The sequence below is a fragment of the Nocardioides solisilvae genome, assembly GCF_003194625.1.
Classification (GTDB): Bacteria; Actinomycetota; Actinomycetes; order Propionibacteriales; family Nocardioidaceae; genus Nocardioides; species Nocardioides solisilvae.
This window is the reverse complement of record NZ_QHKX01000002.1, coordinates 87,612-107,302: the sequence shown is the minus strand read 5'-3', so window position 1 is coordinate 107,302 and position 19,691 is coordinate 87,612. Positions and strand designations below refer to the sequence as shown.

General features: G+C 74.6%; 22 protein-coding genes. 13 read left to right on the top strand and 9 right to left on the bottom strand.

The window, feature by feature from the left end:
* Window positions 1–3 precede the first annotated feature (3 nt).
* The gene (locus DNK53_RS06530; RefSeq protein ID WP_110181523.1) at window positions 4–1,131 is read left to right on the top strand and encodes an alkaline phosphatase family protein; all 1,128 of its coding nucleotides are present in this window, start codon (window positions 4–6) and stop codon (window positions 1,129–1,131) included.
* A 3-nt stretch (window positions 1,132–1,134) separates the two neighbouring features.
* Here DNK53_RS06530 and DNK53_RS06525 read toward each other — a convergent pair whose 3' ends face one another.
* On the bottom strand, window positions 1,135–1,788 hold the full coding sequence (locus tag DNK53_RS06525; protein ID WP_110181522.1) for a thymidine kinase: 654 nt from the start codon (window positions 1,786–1,788) through the stop codon (window positions 1,135–1,137).
* 70 nt (window positions 1,789–1,858) lie between these two features.
* On the opposite strand from DNK53_RS06525, the gene DNK53_RS06520 reads away from it, so the two are divergent.
* Both DNK53_RS06520 and DNK53_RS06515 read left to right on the top strand, forming a co-directional pair.
* Window positions 1,859–2,869 carry an aldo/keto reductase family protein gene (locus DNK53_RS06520; RefSeq protein WP_110181521.1) on the top strand — a complete coding sequence of 337 codons (1,011 nt, stop codon included), beginning with the start codon at window positions 1,859–1,861 and terminating at the stop codon, window positions 2,867–2,869.
* Window positions 2,866–3,735, top strand: coding sequence for a sulfurtransferase (locus DNK53_RS06515; RefSeq protein ID WP_204163799.1), 870 nt, complete (start codon window positions 2,866–2,868; stop codon window positions 3,733–3,735). The genes DNK53_RS06520 and DNK53_RS06515 overlap by 4 nt, the downstream gene beginning before the upstream one ends.
* Window positions 3,736–3,741: 6 nt before the next feature.
* Here the strand turns inward: DNK53_RS06515 and DNK53_RS06510 are convergent, their stop codons facing one another.
* The 4 genes from DNK53_RS06510 to DNK53_RS06495 form a co-directional block, all read right to left on the bottom strand.
* Window positions 3,742–4,641 (bottom strand): MOSC domain-containing protein, encoded by a 900-nt coding sequence (locus tag DNK53_RS06510; protein ID WP_110181520.1) that lies wholly within the window; start codon window positions 4,639–4,641, stop codon window positions 3,742–3,744.
* Window positions 4,625–5,623, bottom strand: coding sequence for a septation protein SepH (gene sepH, locus DNK53_RS06505; protein ID WP_162599819.1), 999 nt, complete (start codon window positions 5,621–5,623; stop codon window positions 4,625–4,627). Before sepH ends, DNK53_RS06510 begins: the two co-directional genes overlap by 17 nt.
* Window positions 5,624–5,742: 119 nt before the next feature.
* Entirely contained in the window at window positions 5,743–7,128 is a 1,386-nt protein-coding gene (locus DNK53_RS06500) for a D-arabinono-1,4-lactone oxidase (RefSeq protein ID WP_110181518.1), read from the bottom strand.
* 9 nt (window positions 7,129–7,137) lie between these two features.
* Window positions 7,138–8,358, bottom strand: a complete 1,221-nt coding sequence (locus DNK53_RS06495) for an MFS transporter (RefSeq protein ID WP_110181517.1) — start codon at window positions 8,356–8,358, stop codon at window positions 7,138–7,140.
* Between the two features lie 60 nt (window positions 8,359–8,418).
* Here DNK53_RS06495 and DNK53_RS06490 point away from each other — a divergent pair, with 60 nt between their 5' ends.
* From DNK53_RS06490 to DNK53_RS06480, 3 genes are all read left to right on the top strand, one after another.
* Complete coding sequence (locus DNK53_RS06490) at window positions 8,419–9,519, top strand: ferrochelatase (protein WP_110182349.1); 1,101 nt, start codon at window positions 8,419–8,421, stop codon at window positions 9,517–9,519.
* Window positions 9,520–9,527: 8 nt separating this feature from the next.
* Window positions 9,528–10,382, top strand: coding sequence for an inositol monophosphatase family protein (locus DNK53_RS06485; protein WP_204163798.1), 855 nt, complete (start codon window positions 9,528–9,530; stop codon window positions 10,380–10,382).
* Between the two features lie 174 nt (window positions 10,383–10,556).
* Window positions 10,557–10,847, top strand: a complete 291-nt coding sequence (locus DNK53_RS06480; protein ID WP_110181516.1) for a DUF4193 domain-containing protein — start codon at window positions 10,557–10,559, stop codon at window positions 10,845–10,847.
* A gap of 128 nt (window positions 10,848–10,975) precedes the next feature.
* Here the strand turns inward: DNK53_RS06480 and DNK53_RS06475 are convergent, their stop codons facing one another.
* On the bottom strand, window positions 10,976–11,281 hold the full coding sequence (locus DNK53_RS06475) for a DUF4235 domain-containing protein (protein ID WP_110181515.1): 306 nt from the start codon (window positions 11,279–11,281) through the stop codon (window positions 10,976–10,978).
* A 27-nt stretch (window positions 11,282–11,308) separates the two neighbouring features.
* Window positions 11,309–11,791, bottom strand: coding sequence for a DUF3093 domain-containing protein (locus DNK53_RS06470; RefSeq protein ID WP_110181514.1), 483 nt, complete (start codon window positions 11,789–11,791; stop codon window positions 11,309–11,311).
* A gap of 126 nt (window positions 11,792–11,917) precedes the next feature.
* On the opposite strand from DNK53_RS06470, the gene dut reads away from it, so the two are divergent.
* The 4 genes from dut to DNK53_RS06450 are packed head-to-tail and all read left to right on the top strand — an operon-like array spanning window position 11,918 to window position 14,288.
* Complete coding sequence (gene dut, locus DNK53_RS06465) at window positions 11,918–12,424, top strand: dUTP diphosphatase (RefSeq protein ID WP_110182347.1); 507 nt, start codon at window positions 11,918–11,920, stop codon at window positions 12,422–12,424.
* On the top strand, window positions 12,421–13,050 hold the full coding sequence (locus DNK53_RS06460) for a DUF3710 domain-containing protein (protein ID WP_162599818.1): 630 nt from the start codon (window positions 12,421–12,423) through the stop codon (window positions 13,048–13,050). The genes dut and DNK53_RS06460 overlap by 4 nt, the downstream gene beginning before the upstream one ends.
* 48 nt (window positions 13,051–13,098) lie before the next feature.
* The gene (locus DNK53_RS06455) at window positions 13,099–13,494 is read left to right on the top strand and encodes an OB-fold nucleic acid binding domain-containing protein (RefSeq protein WP_239456395.1); all 396 of its coding nucleotides are present in this window, start codon (window positions 13,099–13,101) and stop codon (window positions 13,492–13,494) included.
* Window positions 13,491–14,288: a DUF3159 domain-containing protein gene (locus DNK53_RS06450; protein WP_239456394.1), complete on the top strand. Its 798-nt coding sequence runs from the start codon at window positions 13,491–13,493 to the stop codon at window positions 14,286–14,288. The genes DNK53_RS06455 and DNK53_RS06450 overlap by 4 nt, the downstream gene beginning before the upstream one ends.
* A 6-nt stretch (window positions 14,289–14,294) precedes the next feature.
* Here DNK53_RS06450 and DNK53_RS06445 read toward each other — a convergent pair whose 3' ends face one another.
* Both DNK53_RS06445 and DNK53_RS06440 read right to left on the bottom strand, forming a co-directional pair.
* Window positions 14,295–14,960 (bottom strand): potassium channel family protein, encoded by a 666-nt coding sequence (locus tag DNK53_RS06445; protein ID WP_110181513.1) that lies wholly within the window; start codon window positions 14,958–14,960, stop codon window positions 14,295–14,297.
* Window position 14,961: 1 nt separating this feature from the next.
* Entirely contained in the window at window positions 14,962–15,609 is a 648-nt protein-coding gene (locus DNK53_RS06440; protein WP_420846497.1) for a potassium channel family protein, read from the bottom strand.
* Between the two features lie 98 nt (window positions 15,610–15,707).
* Here DNK53_RS06440 and DNK53_RS06435 point away from each other — a divergent pair, with 98 nt between their 5' ends.
* The 3 genes from DNK53_RS06435 to DNK53_RS06425 are packed head-to-tail and all read left to right on the top strand — an operon-like array spanning window position 15,708 to window position 19,579.
* Window positions 15,708–17,765, top strand: coding sequence for an APC family permease (locus DNK53_RS06435; protein WP_110181511.1), 2,058 nt, complete (start codon window positions 15,708–15,710; stop codon window positions 17,763–17,765).
* Entirely contained in the window at window positions 17,762–18,946 is a 1,185-nt protein-coding gene (locus DNK53_RS06430; RefSeq protein WP_110181510.1) for a class I SAM-dependent RNA methyltransferase, read from the top strand. Before DNK53_RS06435 ends, DNK53_RS06430 begins: the two co-directional genes overlap by 4 nt.
* A 9-nt stretch (window positions 18,947–18,955) precedes the next feature.
* On the top strand, window positions 18,956–19,579 hold the full coding sequence (locus DNK53_RS06425) for a hypothetical protein (RefSeq protein WP_110181509.1): 624 nt from the start codon (window positions 18,956–18,958) through the stop codon (window positions 19,577–19,579).
* Window positions 19,580–19,691: the final 112 nt, after the last annotated feature.

The window sequence follows — 19,691 nt, the reverse complement described above, 5'->3', positions numbered from 1 at the left end:
CCCGTGACGGGGACGCAGGGCTTCGTCGAGCCGGCGTACGGCGCCCGCGCGCTGACCGACGTGCTGCCGGCGGTGGCGGCGTCCCTGGGCGTCCCGCTGCCCGGGAGCAGCACGACGCTCGAGCTCCCCGACGCCCCGGCGTGGGTGGTCCTGCTGGTCGACGGCCTCGGGGCCGAGCTGCTGCGGCGCTACGCGCACGCCGCGCCGTTCCTCGCCTCGTCGCTGCGCGACTCGACGACCGGGACCGCCGGGGTCCCGTCCACCACCGCGACCAGCCTGACCTCCCTCGGCACGGCGCTGCCGCCCGGCGCCCACGGACTGGTGGGGTTCACCTCGCGCATCCCCGGCACCGACCGGCTGCTCAACGCCCTGGCCTGGGACAAGGAGGTCGACCCGCTCGAGTGGCAGCCGCACCCCACGGCGTTCGCCCGGCTGGCCGCGGCGGGCGTCCCCGCGACGGTGGTCAACAAGCGGGACTTCGCGGGCAGCGGCCTCACCCTCGTGGGCCAGCGGGGCGCGGAGTACGTGGGCGCCGACCGCGTGGGCGAGCGGATCGCCGCGGTCCTCGCCGCGTCCGTCCCGCGGCCCTCGCTGACCTACGTCTACGACGCCGACCTCGACTGGACGGGCCACAAGTTCGGGGTCGCCTCGACCCAGTGGCTGCAGCAGCTCTCGATGGTCGACGCCGAGGCCGAGCAGCTGCGCGACGCGCTGCCGCCGGCGACGAGACTGCTCGTCGTGGCCGACCACGGCATGGTGGACAGCCCCCCGGAGGCGCGGGTCGACGTCGACGAGCACCTCCACCTGCGCGACGGGGTGACCCTGCTGGGTGGCGAGGCGAGGTTCCGCCACCTCTACTGCGCGCGCGGCGCCGTCGCCGACGTGGCCGCGACCTGGCGCGAGACGCTGGGCGACCGGGCCGAGGTGCTGCTGCGCGAGGAGGCGGTGCGGCGCGGGTGGTTCGGCGGGGTGGACGCCGCCGTGCTGCCGCGGCTCGGCGACGTCGTCGTCGCCTGCACGGGGGAGACGGCGGTCGTCTCGACGCACGACTTCCCCTACGAGAACACCCTGGTGGGGCTGCACGGCTCGCTCACGCCGGCCGAGATGCTGATCCCGATGCTGGTGGTCTGAGCCTCACCCGAAGGGCAGCGGCTCGGGGGCGAGGCTGACCGCCTTGGCCCGGGCCGCGGTCAGCCGGCGGCGGTGGTGCTGGCGGCAGAGCACCTCGTAGGCGACGTCGGCCGGCGGCTCGTCGGGGGCCTCCACGTCGCCGACCACCACGACCTCTCCCTCCACCACCATGGCGCCGTTCTCTGTGCGCGCGTTGTGGGTGGCGCGCTTGCCGCACCAGCACAGCGCCTCCACCTGCAGCACGTTCATCCGGTCCGCCAGCTCGACGAGGCGGGCGGAGCCCGGGAACAGCACGGTCCGGAAGTCGGTGAGGATGCCGAAGGCGAAGACGTCGACCTGGAGCTCGTCGACCACCTTGGCCAGCTGGTCGACCTGCGCGGGGGAGTAGAACTGGGCCTCGTCGCAGATCAGGTAGTCGATCCGGCCGCCGCGGGTCAGGGTCTCCACGACGTAGCGCCAGAAGTCGAAGTCGGGGGTGACCTCGAGCGCCTCGTGGGTCAGGCCGAGCCGGCTCGACAGCACCGCCTGGCCGCCGCGGTCGTGGGCGGTGAAGATCCGGCCGACGCGGCCCCGCGCCGCGTGGTTGTGGTTGGTCTGGAGCGCCAGGGTGCTCTTGCCCGAGTCCATCGTCCCGGTGAAGAAGTGCAGTTCGGCCACGGTCGACGATCCTTCCACGGGTGCGCGGGGACCCGCCATCCGGGTTGGCGCCGGGCGATAGCGTCGCGGCATGGAATTCCGACACCTCGGCAACAGCGGTCTCAAGATCTCCGAGATCACCTACGGCAACTGGCTCACCCACGGCTCCCAGGTCGAGAACGACGTCGCGACGCAGTGCGTCCGGGCCGCGCTCGACGCCGGGATCTCCACCTTCGACACCGCCGACGTGTACGCCAACACGGCGGCCGAGACGGTGCTCGGCGAGGTGCTCAAGGGGGAGCGCCGCGAGTCGCTCGAGATCTTCACCAAGGTCTACTGGCCCACCGGCCCCAAGGGGCACAACGACTCGGGCCTCTCCCGCAAGCACGTGATGGAGTCCATCGACGGCTCGCTGCGCCGGCTCCAGACCGACTACGTCGACCTCTACCAGGCCCACCGGTTCGACACCGCCACCCCGCTGGAGGAGACGATGCAGGCGTTCGCCGACATCGTCCGGGCCGGCAAGGCGCTCTACATCGGGGTCAGCGAGTGGACGGCCGAGCAGCTGCGCGACGGCGTCGCCCTGGCCCGCGAGCTCGGCTTCCAGCTCATCTCGAGCCAGCCCCAGTACTCGATGCTGTGGCGCGTCATCGAGGACGAGGTCGTCCCGGCCTCCCGCGAGCTGGGCGTCTCGCAGATCGTCTGGTCGCCGATCGCCCAGGGCGTGCTGACCGGGAAGTACCAGCCCGGCCAGGCCCCGCCGCCCGGCTCCCGTGCCACCGACGAGAAGGGCGGCGCGCAGATGATCGGTCGTTTCATGGACGAGCGCACGCTCGAGGCGGTCCAGGGTCTTCGGCCCGTCGCCGAGTCGGTCGACCTCACCATGTCCCAGCTGGCCGTGGCGTGGGTGCTGCAGAACGACAACGTCGCCTCCGCCCTCGTGGGGGCCTCCCGGCCCGAGCAGGTGCACGAGAACGTCGCCGCGGCCGGCGTCCGCCTCCCCGACGAGGTGATGACCCGGATCGACGAGGTGCTGGGCGACGTCGTGGTCCGGGATCCCGCGATGACGGCGAAGAACGCCCCGGCGCAGCGTCCGTCGTGACTCGGGGCGTCGGCGGTCCGCTGGTCGCCCCCGAGGAGCTCGTCGGGCTGCTCGGTGCGGTGACGGTGCTGGACGTCCGCTACCGCACGGGCGCCACCGACGGACAGACCGGGCGGCCGGCCTGGCTGGCGGGGCACGTGCCGGGGTCGGCGTACGTCGACCTCGACACCGCCCTCGCCGGCCCGGCCGGGGCCAGTGGTCGGCACCCCCTGCCCGATCCGGAGGTCTTCGCGGCCGCCATGCGCGCGGCCGGCGTGCACGCCGAGCGGCCGGTCGTGGTGCTCGACGACTGGCAGGGCCGGGCCGCGGCACGCGCGTGGTGGCTGCTCCGCCTGCACGGCCACCGTGACGTCCAGGTGCTGGACGGCGGCCTCGCCGCGTGGCGCCGGGCCGGCGGCCCGCTGGTGGCGGGCGAGACCGACCCCGAGGACCTGGCCGCACGCCCGCCGCTCCCGGGCGACTTCACCCCGGGGCCCGGCGACGGCATGCCGTGGGTCGAGGCCGGGGAGGTGCCGGGGGTCGGCGTCCTGGTCGACGCCCGGGCGCCCGAGCGCTACCGGGGCGACGTGGAGCCGATCGACCCGGTCGCCGGCCACGTCCCGGGGGCGCGGAACGTCCCCACGGACGCGAACCTCGGTCCGGACGGGCGGTTCCGTCCTGGCGAGGAGCTGGCGGCGCTCTACGCGGACATCGGCGCCGTGCCGGGCGCCGACGTCGCCGCCTACTGTGGCAGCGGGGTCACCGCGACGCACGACGTGCTGGCGATGGAGCTGGCGGGAGTGCGGGCCGCGCTCTACCCCGGCAGCTGGAGCGGGTGGGTCAGCGACCCCTCGCGCCCCGTGGAGCGCTCCGTCCCGTCGGCCTGAGCCCGGTCACGCCCGGCCGGCGTCGCCGGCCCGGACGGTGACCTCGTCGCCGACCCGGAGGGTGCCGGGGTTCTCGGGCACGAGGTTGACCGCGAAACGGGCCTTGCCGTCGATCCGGTGGTGCCGCGCCAGGCTGCGCAGCGGCTCCTTGCCACCCTGCAGGGTGGTCGGGTCGAGCGTGGTGATGACACAGCGGCCCACCGGCTTGGTGACCCGGAACAGCACCTCGCCGACCTGGACGTGGGTCCACCGGTCCTCGGCGAACGGCTCGGTCCCCTCGACCAGGAGGTTGGGCCGGAACCGCTCGATCCGCAGCGGCTCCGCGAAGGGCTCGCCACGGGCCGCCCGCTCGGCGCGGACCCACGCGTCCACCTGCTCGAGCGAGGAGCGTGAGGCCAGGGTCACCGGGAAGTCGTCGGCGAAGGCCGTGTGGTCCCCCGCGAGCGAGTGGTCGGGGTCGAGCCGGCGGCGGGTGGGGTCGTCGCACCAGACGAGGTGGAGGTCCGGACGCCCGAGGGCCCGGGCCAGCCAGGCGTCGGCGTCGGCGCCCACGGGGACCCCGCGCAGCTCGTGGCCGAAGAGGCGGACGCGGGTGGTCGGCCCCGACGGCGTCGGCAGCAGCAGGTCGGGGACGTCCGCGTGGCGCAGCCGCAGGGCGGCGCCGAGCCCGGGGTCCGTGGCGGGCGTGTCGGTGACGACGTGCAGCAGGCCGGGCAGCTCGCGGGCGGAGACCAGGACGCCTGCGTCGTCGACCACCACCCAGGAGCGGTCGTCGACGAGCCCGCGGGGCAGCACCTCGGCCTGCTCGACCGGGCGCACGGCGGTGCTCTTGACCGGGTGGACGTGCAGGTGGGTGAGCCGGAGGAGGTCCCCCGGCCCCGGTCCCGCCTCAGTCGCCGGACCCACCGCCGAACATGATCTCGTCCCAGCTGGGCACGGACGCGCGGCCGCGGCTCTTGCGCACGGGTCGGCGCGGGGTCGGCCGCTCGTCCGCCTGCTCCCGGGCCGCCGGCTCCTCGGCAGGCGCCTCCTCGGCGGCCGCGGTGGACCGCGCGGGCTCGTCGGTGAGGAAGGCCTCGACCGGGAGGCTCTCGGAGAGGTCCGCGGTCTCGTCGTGCGGCCCGGCGGGCGCCGTGGCGGCGGGCGAGCCCTGGCCGCCGGCCAGCATCTCGATCGCGTCGTCGCCGAGCGGCAGCTCCTCGGCCGGCACGGCCGAGAGCCGGCGGCGCGGGGTCCCGGTGGGCGCCTCGTGCGCCTCGGGCTCGGGGGCCGGCGGGGCCTCGGGAGCCGCGGGACGGGCTGGGGTCTCGCCGACCAGCCAGCGGGCGTCGTCGTCCTCGACGGTCACGTAGTTGCCCGGCACGTCGAAGGTGAACGTGGCGGTGCCGCGGCGGGCGGGGGAGGCGAACGCGCCGGTGAGGGTCCAGCGGCCGTCCTCACGCCGGAAGGCGTCCCACTCCACCGAGCCGGGGTCCACGTTCTCGCTGCGCAGGTGCGCCGAGACGGTCTCCTCCAGGGTCCGACCCCCTCCCAACGACCCGGACCCCTCCGAGGAGCGGCGACGGACCGAGGAGCGCTGCGCCCGCTCGGCGACGTGCGCGCGCTCGGCGAGCACCGGCGTGGCGTACGGCATGATCTTCTCGACGGTGGATCCTGCGGCGTCGGCCACGGCCTCGGGCGTCTCGCCGGCCCGGATGCGGGCCTGGATGTCGCGGGGGCGGAGTGCGCTGTCCATTCGGTTCTCCAAGTGGCCGGGGCGGGGGTCCTCACCGCGCAGGGCGGCGCGGAGCGTGGCGTCGGCAGCGAGGGTGTGCTCCACACCTGCGTCGTCGACCAGGCGCAACCGCGTACGGTCCTCGCTCAGTCCCACGAGCGTGAGGTGTGCCATCGCGTGCACTGCTCCTGCCCCTGTCGGGCCCCGGCGGTGACCGAGGCATGTCATGCGGTGGGGCGAGCCTACGCCAGTGGTCCCGCCGTGCGGGCGGTCACACGCGCAGCCGACGCCGATCAGGGACCCAGCACGTGGCGCAGGTGGGCGTTGACCAGCACGCGGTCGGGGTCGAGCCGGTCCCGCAGGGCCCGGAACTCCTCGAACCGCGGGTGCACCCGGGCCAGGTCGGGCGCACCCAGGCCGTGCAGCTTGCCCCAGTGCGGGCGCCCGTCGTGGGCCCTCAGCACCCGTTCGACGGCGTCGAAGTAGGGGCGGTGGTCGACGGTGTGCGGCACGTGGAAGGCGAGGTAGCACACGTCGCGCCCGTACGCCGTGGAGAGCGGCACGTCGTCGGCCGGGGCCGTGCGGACCTCCACCGGGAAGCCGATCCGCCAGTCGTGGGCGTCGATCACCCGGCGCGCCTCCCGCAGGACGGCGAGCCCGGCCTCGCGCGGGACGGCGTACTCCATCTCGCGGAAGCGGACCTGGCGGCTGGAGACGAAGACGCGGTGGGCCACGTCGGAGTAGCTGCGCGCCGAGAGCGCGCGGGAGGCGACCCGGTTGACCGTCGGCACGACCGCGGGCACCCGGCTGCCCAGGGCGGTGAGGACGCCGAAGAGCCGGTTGGAGAGCAGGTCGTCGTCCAGGCGGCGCTGCCACGCCGCGAGCGGCCGGCGCTCGGCGACGTCGTCGGCCAGCCGGGTGTTGGCCTTGAGCAGGGCTCCGTCGGTGTGGGGGAACCAGTGCACGTCGACGTGGTGGTGGGTGGCCACGAGCTCGTCGTGGGTGGCCAGCAGCTCGTCCCAGCCGATCGGCCGCTCCTCGGCCTGGAGGAGGAAGAGCGGCTCCACCCGGAACGTCACCGTGGTGAGGACGCCGAGGGCGCCGAGGCCGATCCGGCCGAGGTCGAGGAGGTCGGGGTGCGAGGTCCGGTCGGCGACGAGCACCTCGCCCGTGCCGGCCACCATCTCGAACCCCTCCAGCTGGGCCGCCAGGCCCGCGGCGAGGCCGCCGCTGCCGTGGGTGCCGGTGGAGACGGCACCGGCCAGCGTCTGCTCGGCGATGTCGCCCATGTTGTGCAGCGAGAGCCCCAGCCGCTCCAGCTCGAGGTTGAGGTCGGCGAGCCGGGTCCCGGCGTACGCCGTCACGGTCATCGCGTCGCGGTCGACCGACAGGACGCCGCGGAGCCGGTCGGGACGCAGCATCGTGCGGCCGGGCACGCCGATCCCGGTGAAGCTGTGGCCGGTGCCCACCATCTTGACGGTGCTGCCGGCCTCGCGCGCCGCGAGCACCGCCGCCACCACGTCCTCGGTGCTCTCCGGGGCCAGGACCCGGTCGGGGCGGGCCGCCTCGAGGCCGGACCAGCTGGTCCAGGTCGCGGGCGCGTTGTCCGACCCGCTGCCCCCCGTGCTGCCGGTGCTGCCCGTGCTGCCGGTCCCGGTGTCGCTCCTCGCCGCTGGCATGGCTGCAGGCTAGTGCCCCCCGCCCGCGACGGCGCCCGTGCGCGGGGTGGGCCGCTCCGCCGTGTCGTGCCGGACCAGCAGCGAGGCGACCATCCCCACCGCCCCGGCGGCCACGGCGACCCAGAACGCGGGGGACGCGGAGTGGTGGTCGACGACGAAGCCGGCGGCGGCCGCACCCGGCGCCACCCCCGCGACGAGCCCGGTGTGCAGGACGGCCATCCCCTCGGTGAGCCGGCCCGGGGGCACGGCCCGCTCCACGGCGGTGAGGGTCGCGATCAGGGTGGGGGCGATGGCCAGGCCGCCCACCACCATCACCACGGTCATCGACGGCACCGAGGTGACGAGGACGGGCGGCACCATCGCGCAGGCCAGGGCCGCCATCCCCACCCGTACCCGGAACGCGGGGGACCTGCGCCAGACCACCGCGCCCGTGGCGAGGCCCGCCACCAGGCTGCCCAGCGCCCAGCAGGCCAGCAGCACCCCGGCGGCACCGGGGGAGCCCTGCTCGTCGGCGAAGGCGATCACCACCACCTCGGCCGCCCCGAAGAGCGCGCCCTGGGCGAGGCTGACGACGGCCAGCGGCCCGACGACGGCCCAGGGCATGGGGGGTCGGGGCCCCTTCGTGCGTCGACCCCGAGGCGGGGGCTGGGTGGTCCGCTGGGCGGCGTAGAGCAGCGTGCCCAGCAGCCCCGTCGCGACGGCGACGGCGAGACCGGCCACGGGGTGCCAGGTGGTCGCCAGGGCCGTGACCAGCACCGGTCCGGCCATGAAGACCACCTCGTCGAGCACCGACTCGAGCGCGAAGGCGGTCTGCACCTCGCGGGGGTCCGCGAGCAGGTGGGCCCACCGGGTCCGCACGCTCGCCCCCACCTGGGGGAGGCTGGCCCCGGCCAGCGCGGCCAGGAGGTAGGCCGCGGCCAGCGACCAGTCGAGCTGGAGCGAGAGCATCATCAGCGACAGCGACGCGGAGAAGGCCGAGATCGCCGCGGGCAGCACGACGTCCTGCCCCAGGGTGTCGAGCAGCCGGCCGTGGAGCAGGGCCGCGGCCGCCTGGGCCAGGACGTAGGCCGCGGAGACCGTGCCGGCCAGGCCGTAGGAGCCCGTCCGGGCCTCCACGAGCAGCACGATGCCGAGGCTGACCATGGAGATGGGCAGGCGGGCGACCACGGCGGCCGAGCTGAAGCGCACCGCGCCGGGCCGCCGCAGCACGCGGCGGTAGGAGTCCAACATCGTGGGCGCAGCCTAGGTCTCCGGGTCCCGGGGTGGGACATCCTGCCTACGATGACCGGCATGACCCAGGCTGCCGGTCCCGACGTCACCCCCTACGACGCCTTGCTGCTGCTCTCCTTCGGGGGACCCGAGAAGCCCGAGGACGTGGTGCCGTTCCTGGAGAACGTCACGCGCGGGCGGGGGATCCCCCGGGAGCGGCTCGAGGAGGTCGGCGAGCACTACTTCCTCTTCGGGGGCCGCTCGCCGATCAACGACCAGAACAGGGCCCTCCTCGCGGCCCTCCGCGAGGACCTCGCCGGGGCGGGGATCGACCTTCCCGTCTACTGGGGGAACCGGAACTGGGACCCCTACCTGGCCGACACGCTGCGCCAGATGGCCGACGACGGCGTGACCCGCGCCGCGGTGCTGCCCACCTCGGCGTACTCCTCCTACTCCTCCTGCCGGCAGTACCGGGAGAACCTCGCCGACGCCGTGGCGGAGGTCGAGGGCGCGCCGCGGCTGGACCGGCTGCGGCAGTACTTCAACCATCCCGGCTTCGTCGAGCCCGTCGTGGACGCCACGCTCGCCGCGCTCGCCGAGCTGGGGGAGTCCGCGCGGGAGGACGCCGAGCTGGTCTTCGTCACGCACTCGATCCCGACCGAGATGGCGCGCACCAGCGGGCCCGAGGGCGACGCCTACGTCGCGCAGCACCGCAGCGTGATGGCCGAGGTCGTCGAGCGGGTCCGGCTGGAGACCGGCCGGCGGCCCGCCCACGAGCTCGTCTACTGCTCCCGGTCGGGCTCCCCGCACGTGCCGTGGCTGGAGCCCGACGTCAACGACCACCTGGAGACGCTCGCCGGCCGGGGCGTGGGCTCGGTCGTGATGGTGCCGATCGGCTTCGTCTCCGACCACATGGAGGTGATCTACGACCTCGACACCGAGGCGATGGCGACGGCCGAGCGCCTGGGGATCCGCGCGGCCCGGGCCGCGACCCCCGGCGTCGACCCGCGGTTCGTGGCGATGGTCCGCGACCTGCTGGTGGAGCGGGCGGCCGCCGAGCGCGGCGAGGACCCGGAGCAGGCGGCCGTGGGCTCGATCGGTCCGTGGCGGGCGCTCTGCGCGCCCGGGTGCTGCCCCAACCCCCGCGGGCCGCGCCCGGCGCTCTGCGGCATGCCGGAGTGAGGCCGGGGGTGACCGGGGAGGCGGGGACGGACGCCCCGACCCGCCTGGCGGCGTCGCTGCGCGACGTCGCCGTGACGGTCGCCCGGGAGGCCGCGGAGCTGGTCCGGACGACGACCGCGACCCGCGGCGTCGAGGTGGCGGCGACCAAGTCCAGCGCCGTCGACGTGGTGACCGAGGCCGACCGGGCCAGCGAGCGGCTGCTGCGCCGCCGCCTCGCCGAGCTGCGCCCGGGCGACGGGGTGCTCGGCGAGGAGGAGGGCGACGTCGCGGGCACCACCGGCGTGCGCTGGGTGGTCGACCCCGTCGACGGCACGGTGAACCTGCTCTACGGGATCCCGGAGTACGCCGTCTCCGTGGCCGCCGAGGTCGACGGCGTCGTGGTCGCGGGAGCGGTCGTGGACGTCCCGCACGGGCACACCCACGCCGCGGCCAGGGGCCTGGGCGCCACCCGCGACGGCGTCCCGCTCCGGGTGCGGCCGACCGTGCCGGTCCCGCAGCGGCTGGTCCTCACCGGCTTCGGCTACCTGGCCGAGGTGCGCGCCCACCAGGGCGCGTGCGTGGCGCGGCTGCTGCCCCGGGTGCGCGACGTCCGTCGCCTGGGCTCCTGCGCCCTCGACCTCTGCCACGTGGCGGCGGGGCTCGCCGACGCGTACGTGGAGCAGGGGCCCCGGCCCTGGGACTGGGCGGCGGGCTCGCTGGTGGTCGAGGAGGCGGGCGGCCGGTTCGCGAGGCTGCCCGGGCTAGGTCCGGAGGAGCCCGGGACGGGTGCGCCCTCCCCGGTCCTGGTGGCCGGGCCCGCCGACGGTTTCGACGAGCTGGTCGGACTGCTGGCCGAGACGGGGTTCCTCGCTGTTGTCGAGTGATCCACGACGCGGGAATACCCGCGTGCAGGGCGTGGTTGGGCCGGTCGCGTGGTCGATTCTCCGACACCCGGACGGGGCACTGGTGCTCCGGACGGGTCCATGGTGCACAATCGGCCCGCGCACGAGGACTAGGCCGGCGGCACGGCCAGCGGACCGGTAACTGGAAGAGGGCACATGGCGACCGACTACGACGCACCACGCAAGACCGAGGAAGACCAGAGCGAAGAGAGCATCGAAGAGCTCAAGGCGCGGCGTCACGACAAGAACTCCGGCAAGGTCGACGAGGACGAGACGGAGGCCGCGGAGTCCTTCGAGCTCCCGGGCGCCGACCTGTCCCACGAGGAGCTGGCGGTCGAGGTGAAGCCCAAGCAGGAGGACGAGTTCACCTGCATGAGCTGCTTCCTCGTGCACCACCGCAGCCAGCTCGCGGACGAGAAGACGATGACCTGCCGCGACTGCGTCTGAGCGCCTCCGGCTCCCCGCGAGCCGCGCCGGCACGACGAAAGGCCGCGACCCCCTCGGGGGGTCGCGGCCTTCGTGCGTCCGGTCCCGGCCACGGGTGGGACGGGCGACGCGTGGGTCGGGCGGGCGGCTCAGCCGGTGGCGTCCGCCCGCTGGTCGTCCTTCTGCAGGTCGGGCGGCAGGTGCCCGGTGGACTTCGCGTAGTAGTTCGCGGCCTTGCGGGTGGCCAGCATCCGGGCCACCTGCATCGCGATGCCGCTCACCGCGGCCCACGCGACCGCCTCCCAGATGTCGACGTCGGGGTCGGCCGGGTTCTCCGGGGGGTTCTTGCCCGTGGCCGCGCGCCACGACGTGGTCAGGGTCTTCCTCGCCACGGCCGCGGCGGTGAGCGCCGAGCCGAGGGAGAAGACGGTCCAGAACTTGGAGCTCGATGCCATGTGTCCTCCTGGGGTGTCTGGGTGACCCTACCCAGCGGCGCGGTCGGTCATGCGGCGGGCGACGGCCTGCTCGAGGGCGGCCGCCAGGCGCCCGGGGTGCCGGCTGTGCAGCAACCAGTAGGGGGCTGGGTCGCGGGGGTCGGTGATCTCCACGCGGACCGACCGCTTGAGGTAGGGACGGATGAGCAGGAACGCCCGGGCGTCCGCCTCCACGCCGGTCACGGCGCGGGTGCGCGCGGCGTCCAGGACCTCCACGGCTCCGAGGTGGTGGACCTCGATGTGGGCGCGTCCGGCTCGCAGCACCCCGTCGGCGACGACGACGCGCGCCGCCAGGGAGAGGAAGAGGCACGCCATCAGGGCCGTCGCGACCCCTGCCACGGCGAGCGAGGCGAGGAGGCCGCCGGTGGTCTCGGGCACCGCCACCAGGACGGCCAGCCACAGGCTGGCGACCAGCATGGTCCCCTGCACCCACCAGCGCAGCGGGACGTGCAGGCGTTCGGCGTACTCCACGGACCAAGGATAGGCGGGGGAGTCCGCGGCCGCCCGGCGGGGCGGGCCGGGCCGGGCCCGCCGGTAGGCTGCTCGGTCGTGACCGACCCCGCCCCGACCCCGCCCGTCGCCGCGCCGCCAGGCGGTCTGCTCGACGTCCCGGTGGTCCGGATCGACCCCGGGCTGCCGCTGCCCTCCTACGCCCACCCGGGCGACGCGGGGGCCGACCTGTGCTCGACCGTCGACCTCCTGCTGGCCCCCGGGGAACGGGCGCTGGTCCCCACCGGGATCGCCCTCGCGCTGCCCGAGGGGTACGTCGCGCTCGTCCACCCGCGCTCCGGGCTGGCCGCCCGGCACGGCGTCTCGATCGTCAACACCCCCGGCACCGTCGACTCCGGCTACCGCGGCGAGGTGAAGGTGCTCCTCGTCAACCACGACCGCACCGAGCCCGTGGAGCTGCGGCGCGGCGACCGGATCGCCCAGCTGGTCGTCCAGCGGTTCGAGACGGCGCGGTTCGTGGAGGTGGGGGAACTCCCGGGATCCAGCCGTGGCCCCGGGGGCTACGGTTCTACCGGGGGATTCGGCGGGTCCGGACCCGCCCCGGCCGCGGACCGCAGCGGCGGGGACCCCGAGACCAGGAGGCATCAGCAGTGAAGTTCCGTCGCAAGGCCGACCAGTCGTCGAACCCCGCGCCGACCGCCGACCCGGCGGACGCGGCGCAGGACGCGGGCGCGACCACGGTGGGGCCCCACGACGCGGAGACGCTCGCCGACGGCGTCGACCGCATCGACATCGGCGCCCTGCAGATCGCGCCCTCCCCGGGTCGGGAGCTGCGGCTCCAGGTCAACGAGGAGAGCGGCGAGGTCGCCAGCGCGCTCCTGGTCGGCGAGGACGGCGCGATGGAGCTCCAGGTCTTCTCCGCCCCGCGGCACGGCGACCTGTGGAGCGAGGTGCGTCCCCAGATCGCCGAGGACGTCGTCCGCCGCGGCGGCACCGTCGCGGAGCGCGAGGGCCGCTGGGGCACCGAGCTGGAGTGCCGGATGCCCGTCCGCCGTCAGGACGGCACCGAGGCGGTCCAGCCCTCACGGGTGATCGGCATCAACGGCTCGCGCTGGATGCTGCGCGCCTCCCTGCTGGGCCGGCCGGCGATGGAGCCGGAGTCGGCGGGGGAGTGGGAGGACGCCCTCGCCTCCGTGGCGGTGCGCCGCGGCGACCAGGCCATGCCGGTCGGACGCCCGCTGGGCTTCCGGCTGCCGCCCGACGCGCGCCGGGCCGAGTGAGCCGGACCCAGTGAGCGGCGACGAGTGAGCGCAGACGAGGAGCGGGCCGTGGGTGACGAGCAGGGTGGCGGGAACGGCGCCATGGGCGTGCGCCGGCGCCTGCGGCAGAGCCTGTCGCGCTGGGCCGACAGCGGCGACCAGCAGGCGCGGGACCTCCGCCAGGTCCACGGCGGCGACGGCGTGCAGACCATCCGGGACGCCCCCGAGCGCGAGCCCGTGCTGCTCCGCGGGAGCCTGCGCACCGTGACGCTCCGTCCCCGGGGCGGCGTGCCGGCCCTGGAGGCCGACCTGGAGGACGGCACCGACGTGGTGACCCTGGTGTGGCTGGGCCGGCGCCGGATCATCGGCATCGAGCCCGGGCGCTCCCTGTCGGCGGCCGGCCGGATCGGCGTCCACGAGGGTCGCCGGATCATGTACAACCCTCGCTACGAGCTGGTCCCGTGAGCGTCGAGGACCACGAGGACCACGAGGACCGTCGGCACCCCGACCAGCCCGACCGCCCCGGGGCCCCCGAGGGACGCGAGGGACGCGAGGGACGCGAGGACGCGGCCGTCGAGACGGTGGAGGCGCTGGTCCGGCGGCAGCTGGCCCAGGCGCTGGGCGGACGCCGGGGCATGGTCGAGGCGGCGGTGCCCACCATCCTCTTCACCCTGACCTGGCTGCTCGGGAAGGACCTGCGCCTCGCGCTCACCGTCAGCATCGCCGCGGCGGTCCTGCTCCTCGTCGTGCGCCTGGTGCAACGCTCCACCGTGCAGTTCTGCGTCAACGCCCTCGTCGGCATCGGGATCGGTTGGTTCTTCGTCCAGCGGGCCGCGGCGGCCGGGGGGTCGGAGCAGGAGCAGGCGCTGGCCTACTTCCTCCCGGGGATCCTCTACAACGGCGGGTACGCCGTCGTGCTGGCGCTCAGCTGCCTGGTCGGGTGGCCGCTGGTCGGCTTCATGGTGGGCAGCGTGACCGGGGACCCCACCGCGTGGCACGACGACCGGCAGGTGGTACGGCTGAGCAGCCTGCTCACCTGGGTGCTCGCGGCCCCCTGCGTGCTCCGGGTCGCGGTGCAGGCGCCGATCTGGCTCGCGGGCGACTCGGGCGCCCTCGACCCCGACACGGCGATCGCGGCGCTCGGGCTGCTCAAGATCGGCTTGGGCTGGCCCCTCCAGCTCGCGGCGCTGGCCGCGATGGTGTGGCTGCTGGCGCGCAACCACACCCCGCTGCGACCGGCCGCGGAGGACCCGGCCTGATCCGCGTCAGTGCTGGTGCGGGGCGAGCGTCCGCTCGAGCTCGACCTCGGACTCGGCGGAGACGACGAAGAGGAGCTCGTCGCCCGACTCCAGCGGCTGCTCGTCGCTGGGCGGGTAGACCTGTCCGTCGCGCAGGATCGTGACCAGCGAGCAGTTCTCGGGGAAGGGCACCAGGCCCGCGGGCTTGCCGACGTAGGGGGAGTCGTCGGGCAGCGTCATCTCCACGAGGTTGGCGTTGCCCTGGCGGAACGTGAAGAGCCGCACGAGGTCGCCGACCGAGACCGCCTCCTCCACCAGCGCGGACATGATCCGCGGGGTCGAGACGTTGACGTCGACCCCCCAGGCCTCCGTGAAGAGCCACTCGTTGTCGGGGTGGTTGACCCGCCCCACCGTGCGGGGCACGCCGAACTCGGTCTTGGCCAGCAGCGAGGTGACGAGGTTGGCCTTGTCGTCGCCGGTGGCGGCGATCACCACGTCGCAGCGGTCGAGCCGGGCCTCCTCCAGCGAGGAGAGCTCGCACGAGTCGGCGAGCAGCCACTCCGCGTGCGGCACCCGCTCCTGCTTGACGGCCTCGGGGTTGCGGTCGATCAGCAGCACCTGGTGGCCGTTCTCGATCAGCTCGCGGGCGATGGACCGGCCGACGGCCCCGGCCCCGGCGATGGCGACGCGCATCTCAGTCCTCCTCGGGTCCCCGGTTGAGGACGCGGTAGGCGTCCGCCGCGTGCTCCTCGCGGATCACCAGGTGGAGCACGTCCCCCTCCTGGATCACGCTCTCGCGCTTGGGGAGCATGCCCTCGCCGAGCCGGTCGATCCACGCGATCCGGCTGCGGGTCTGCTCCTGGAAGTGCACGGTGCGGTGGCCGATCCACGCGTCGGGCACCGGCACCTGGTCCAGCCGGATGGTGCCCGAGGGGTCGCGGAAGGTGGGCTCGGCGCCCGCCGGCAGGATCCGTCGCAGCACCTGGTCGGAGGTCCACTTCACCGTGGCGACCGTGGTGATCCCCAGGCGCTGGTAGACCTCCGCGCGCCCCGGGTCGTAGATCCGGGCGACGACCTGCTGGATCCCGAAGGTCTCGCGGGCCACCCGGGCGGCGATGATGTTGGAGTTGTCGCCGCTGGAGACGGCCGCGAAGGCGTCCGCGCGGCGGATCCCCGCCTTCTCCAGCACCGCCTGGTCGAAGCCGTAGCCGGTCACCTTGTCGCCGTTGAACCCCGGCCCGAGGCGGCGGAACGAGTCGGGCTCGCTGTCGATCACCGAGACGGTGTGGTTCCGGTCCTCGAGGCTGCGCGCGAGCGTGGAGCCGACCCGGCCGCAACCCATGATGACGACGTGCACGGGTGAACCGTATCCCAGCCCCGCCCCGCCCGGGTGGGGTCGTCGCGCGGTGTCGGGGCCCGGGTGCGACTAGCCTTCCGCTCGTGGGTGTCGGCGATGTCTCGAAGCGGATCCTGCTGGGCCGCAAGCTGCGGAGCTCCCAGCTGGGCGAGTCGCTGCTGCGCAAGCGGGTGGCGCTGCCCATCTTCGCCAGCGACGCGCTCTCGTCCGTGGCCTACGCCCCCGACGAGGTCTTCATCATGCTCTCCCTCGCCGGCGCTTCGGCCTACGCGTGGTCCTGGAAGGTCGGGCTCGCGGTCGCGCTGGTGATGCTCACCGTCGTGACGTCGTACCGGCAGACCGTCCACGCCTACCCCGGCGGGGGCGGCGACTACGAGGTCGCCTCGGTCAACCTCGGGCGGACGGCGGGGGTGACCGTGGCCAGCGCGCTGCTGGTCGACTACGTGCTCACCGTCGCGGTCTCGATCAGCGCCGCCGCGCAGTACGCGTCCTCGGGCCTGGAGGCGCTCAACGGCCACGAGGTCGTCGTGGCCAGCGGGCTGGTGCTGCTGCTCGCCGCCGTCAACCTGCGCGGCGTCCGGGAGTCGGCGACCTGGTTCGCCCTGCCGACCTACTTCTTCATCGCCGCCGTCCTGGGGATGTGCGGCTACGGCCTGCTGCGCTGGTGGCGCGACGACCTGCCGCTGGTGGAGAGCGCCTCGCTCGAGATCCAGCAGGCGCCGGGCTACGAGGGGCCGCTGACCACCCTGGCGCTGATGCTGCTGCTCGCCCGCGCCTTCTCCTCGGGCTGTGCCGCCCTGACCGGGGTGGAGACGATCTCCAACGGGGTCCCCGCCTTCCGCCGGCCCAAGAGCCGCAACGCGGCCACCACGCTGCTCCTGCTCGGGCTGATCTCGATCTCGATGATGATGTCGGTCATCCTGCTCGCCCGCGAGATGGGCCTGAAGTACGTCGACCCCGACGACCTCGAGCGGCTCACCGCCCAGGGGGTGCCGGTGGAGGGCTACGACCAGCACTCGGTGATCGCGCAGATCGCCCGCGGCGTCTTCACCGACTTCCCGCCCGGCTTCTACTTCGTGGTCACGGTGACGTCGCTGATCCTCGTGCTGGCGGCCAACACCGCGTTCAACGGCTTCCCCGTCCTGGGGTCGATCCTCGCCGAGGACGGCTTCCTGCCCAAGGCGCTCGGCGCCCGGGGCGACCGGCTCGCCTACAGCAACGGCATCGTCTTCCTCGCCGCGGTCTCCATCGCGCTGGTGGTCGCCTTCGACGCCGAGACGACCCGGCTGATCCAGCTCTACATCGTCGGCGTCTTCGTCTCCTTCACGCTCAGCCAGCTCGGCATGGTCCGGCACTGGACCCGCGCGCTGGGCGTCGAGCGGGTGGCCGCGAACCGTCGCCGGATGCACCGCGCCCGCGCGACCGCCACCGTGGGGCTCGTCCTCACCGCGCTGGTCCTCGTGGTGGTCCTGGTGACCAAGTTCATGCACGGCGCGTGGATCACCCTGCTGGCGATGGGCGCCTTCTTCGTGGTCATGCAGGCGATCCGGCGGCACTACGACCAGGTGTCCAGCGAGCTGGCCGCGGAGGAGCAGGACAAGGTGCTGCCCACGCGGGTGCACGCCATCGTGCTGGTCTCGCGGCTGCACAAGCCCACCCTGCGGGCCCTGGCCTTCGCCAAGGCGACCCGCCCCAACGTGCTCGAGGCGGTCTACGTCGACACCGACGCGGCGGCCACCAACCGCCTCCTGGCTGAGTGGGACGAGCGGCGCCTGGACGTGCCCCTCAAGGTCCTCCACTCGCCGTACCGCGAGGTCTCCCGGCCGATCGTCGAGTACGCGCAGGAGATCCGGCGAGCCAGCCCGCGCGGCGTCGTCGCCGTCTACATCCCGGAGTACGTCGTCGGCCGCTGGTGGGAGCAGCTGCTCCACAACCAGAGCGCGCTGCGGCTCAAGGGCAGGCTGCTCTTCTCGCCCGGCGTGATGGTGACCTCGGTGCCCTACCAGCTGCAGTCCTCCCAGGCCGCCCGCGAGCGCGGCGCCCGCGACGAGCAGCGGGTGAAGGCGGGCGACCTGCGCCGTGGCCGGGTCGCCGGCACCCCCGACGACCACCGCGACGGCGGGACGGGCGGGGCCTGGTGAGCCGGCCGGTCCGGGAGCGCCGGTCGCGTGGACGGTCGCGGGTCGGGGAGAGGTTCGAGGCCGAGGTCGGCCCCGTCGCCCACGGCGGGCACTGCGTCGTGCGGGTCGCCGCCGACCCCGCGGAGCCGGAGCGGACGCGGGTGGTCTTCACGCGCCACGCCGTGCCGGGGGAGCGGGTGGTCGTCGAGGTGACCGAGGGCTCCGACGGCGACCGGTTCTGGCGCGGCGACGCGGTCGAGGTGCTGCGGGCCTCGGAGCACCGCGTGGCTCCGCCGTGCCCGTACGCCGGACCGGGCCTCTGCGGGGGCTGCGACTTCCAGCACGTCGCGCTGGGGCACCAGCGCGACCTCAAGGCCTCGGTGGTCCGCGAGCAGCTGGTCCGCGTGGCCCGGATGGACGCGGCGGACCCCCTGGTGGCCGGACTGGTCGTCGAGGCGGTGCCCGGCGACCTCGACGGCCTGCGGTGGCGGACCCGCAGCCGCTTCGTGCCGCTCCCCGGTGGTGGCCGCGGCATGCGCCAGCACCGCTCCCACGAGGTCGTGGAGATCGACGACTGCCTGATCGAGTCGCTGGAGCCGCAGGTCGGCCACGCGGTGCACGGTCGCGAGTTCTCGGTGGCCTCTGGCGGCTTCTGGCAGGTCCACCCCGGGGCGCCCGAGGCGCTGGTCGACGCGGTCCTCGCGATGCTGGACCCGCAGCCCGGGGAGTCCGTGCTCGACCTCTACGCGGGGGTCGGGCTCTTCGCCCGGTTCCTGGCCGAGCGCGTGGGTCCCGGCGCGCGCGTGGTGGCGGTCGAGGGCGACCGCGAGGCGGCGACCCAGGCTCGCGCCAACCTGTCCGGGGCCGCGAAGGTGCGGGTCAGCGCCGGCGGCGTCGCCGAGGTGCTCGAACACGAGTACGACGAGCCCTTCGACCTCGTCGTCCTCGACCCCCCGCGCACCGGGGCCAAGCGGGAGGTGGTGGCGCAGGTCGCCGACCGGGCGCCGCGCGCGGTGGCCTACGTCGCCTGCGACCCGTCGGCGCTCGCCCGCGACCTCGCGCTCTTCGCCGAGGCCGGCTACCGCACCACCGCGCTGCGGGCCTTCGACCTCTTCCCCATGACGCACCACGTCGAGTGCGTCGCGCTGCTGGAGAGGTCCGCTCCCGGAGACGTCGCGGGGACCGGGGGCAGGCCCCACTAGGTTGCCGCCGTGTGCGCTCGTGACCGGCTGCCCGTCTCCTCCAGGCTCGCGCTCGTCGTCGCGCCGGTCGTCCTCGTGCTGGCCGGGTGCGGGGACGGCGGCGACGCAGGGGGCGGCGGAGGATCGGCCGGCGACGAGCCGATCACCCCGGGTGCCGTCGCGGCGCTCGCGGCCGAGAGGTTCGCGGAGACGGCGGGGGAGCCGACGTCGGGAGAGGGAAGGTCCGCCCCGGAAGGTGTGCTGGCCTCGCTCCGGTACGACTCCGAGGAGCAGCACTACGTGCGGGTGGGGACCAGCACCGAGTCCGTCGACCCGCAGTGCGAGGAGCTGCTCGAGGACTACGACGGCTGCGCCGAGCACGAGGGCGGGGTGCTGGCCTGGGACGAGGTCGAGCCCGAGGAGGACCCGGGCGTCTACACGTTCATGAAGCAGAAGGGCGACCTGTGGGTCGTCGTGTACTACGCCGGCGACCTCATCGAGGACGACCCCCGCACGAGCGACCTCGGCGTGCCGGTCGAGGCCGCGGTCGCCCTGGTCGACGACCCGGCCCTCGACCGGACGACGACGCAGGAGTGGGTCGAGCGCGGCGAGGACCTGCCTTGGTTCGAGGCGCCCGACGATCGTGTATCTTGATATCGAGAGATATGCCGACAGGTCCCGCTCGTCCGGTTAGGTGAGCCTTGCTTGCCGTGCCTCACCGGCGCGGCGGCAAGATGGACGCGGTGACACCCACGAACCCCGGTAG

Coding starts and splice junctions, on each gene's coding strand:
- DNK53_RS06520 (WP_110181521.1), top strand. CDS start 1,859: ATGGAATTCCGACACCTCGGCAACAGCGGTCTCAAGATCTCCGAGATC.
- sepH (WP_162599819.1), bottom strand. CDS start 5,623: ATGGCACACCTCACGCTCGTGGGACTGAGCGAGGACCGTACGCGGTTG.
- DNK53_RS06500 (WP_110181518.1), bottom strand. CDS start 7,128: ATGCCAGCGGCGAGGAGCGACACCGGGACCGGCAGCACGGGCAGCACC.
- DNK53_RS06495 (WP_110181517.1), bottom strand. CDS start 8,358: ATGTTGGACTCCTACCGCCGCGTGCTGCGGCGGCCCGGCGCGGTGCGC.
- DNK53_RS06490 (WP_110182349.1), top strand. CDS start 8,419: ATGACCCAGGCTGCCGGTCCCGACGTCACCCCCTACGACGCCTTGCTG.
- DNK53_RS06480 (WP_110181516.1), top strand. CDS start 10,557: ATGGCGACCGACTACGACGCACCACGCAAGACCGAGGAAGACCAGAGC.
- DNK53_RS06475 (WP_110181515.1), bottom strand. CDS start 11,281: ATGGCATCGAGCTCCAAGTTCTGGACCGTCTTCTCCCTCGGCTCGGCG.
- DNK53_RS06445 (WP_110181513.1), bottom strand. CDS start 14,960: ATGCGCGTCGCCATCGCCGGGGCCGGGGCCGTCGGCCGGTCCATCGCC.
- DNK53_RS06440 (WP_420846497.1), bottom strand. CDS start 15,609: ATGGGTTGCGGCCGGGTCGGCTCCACGCTCGCGCGCAGCCTCGAGGAC.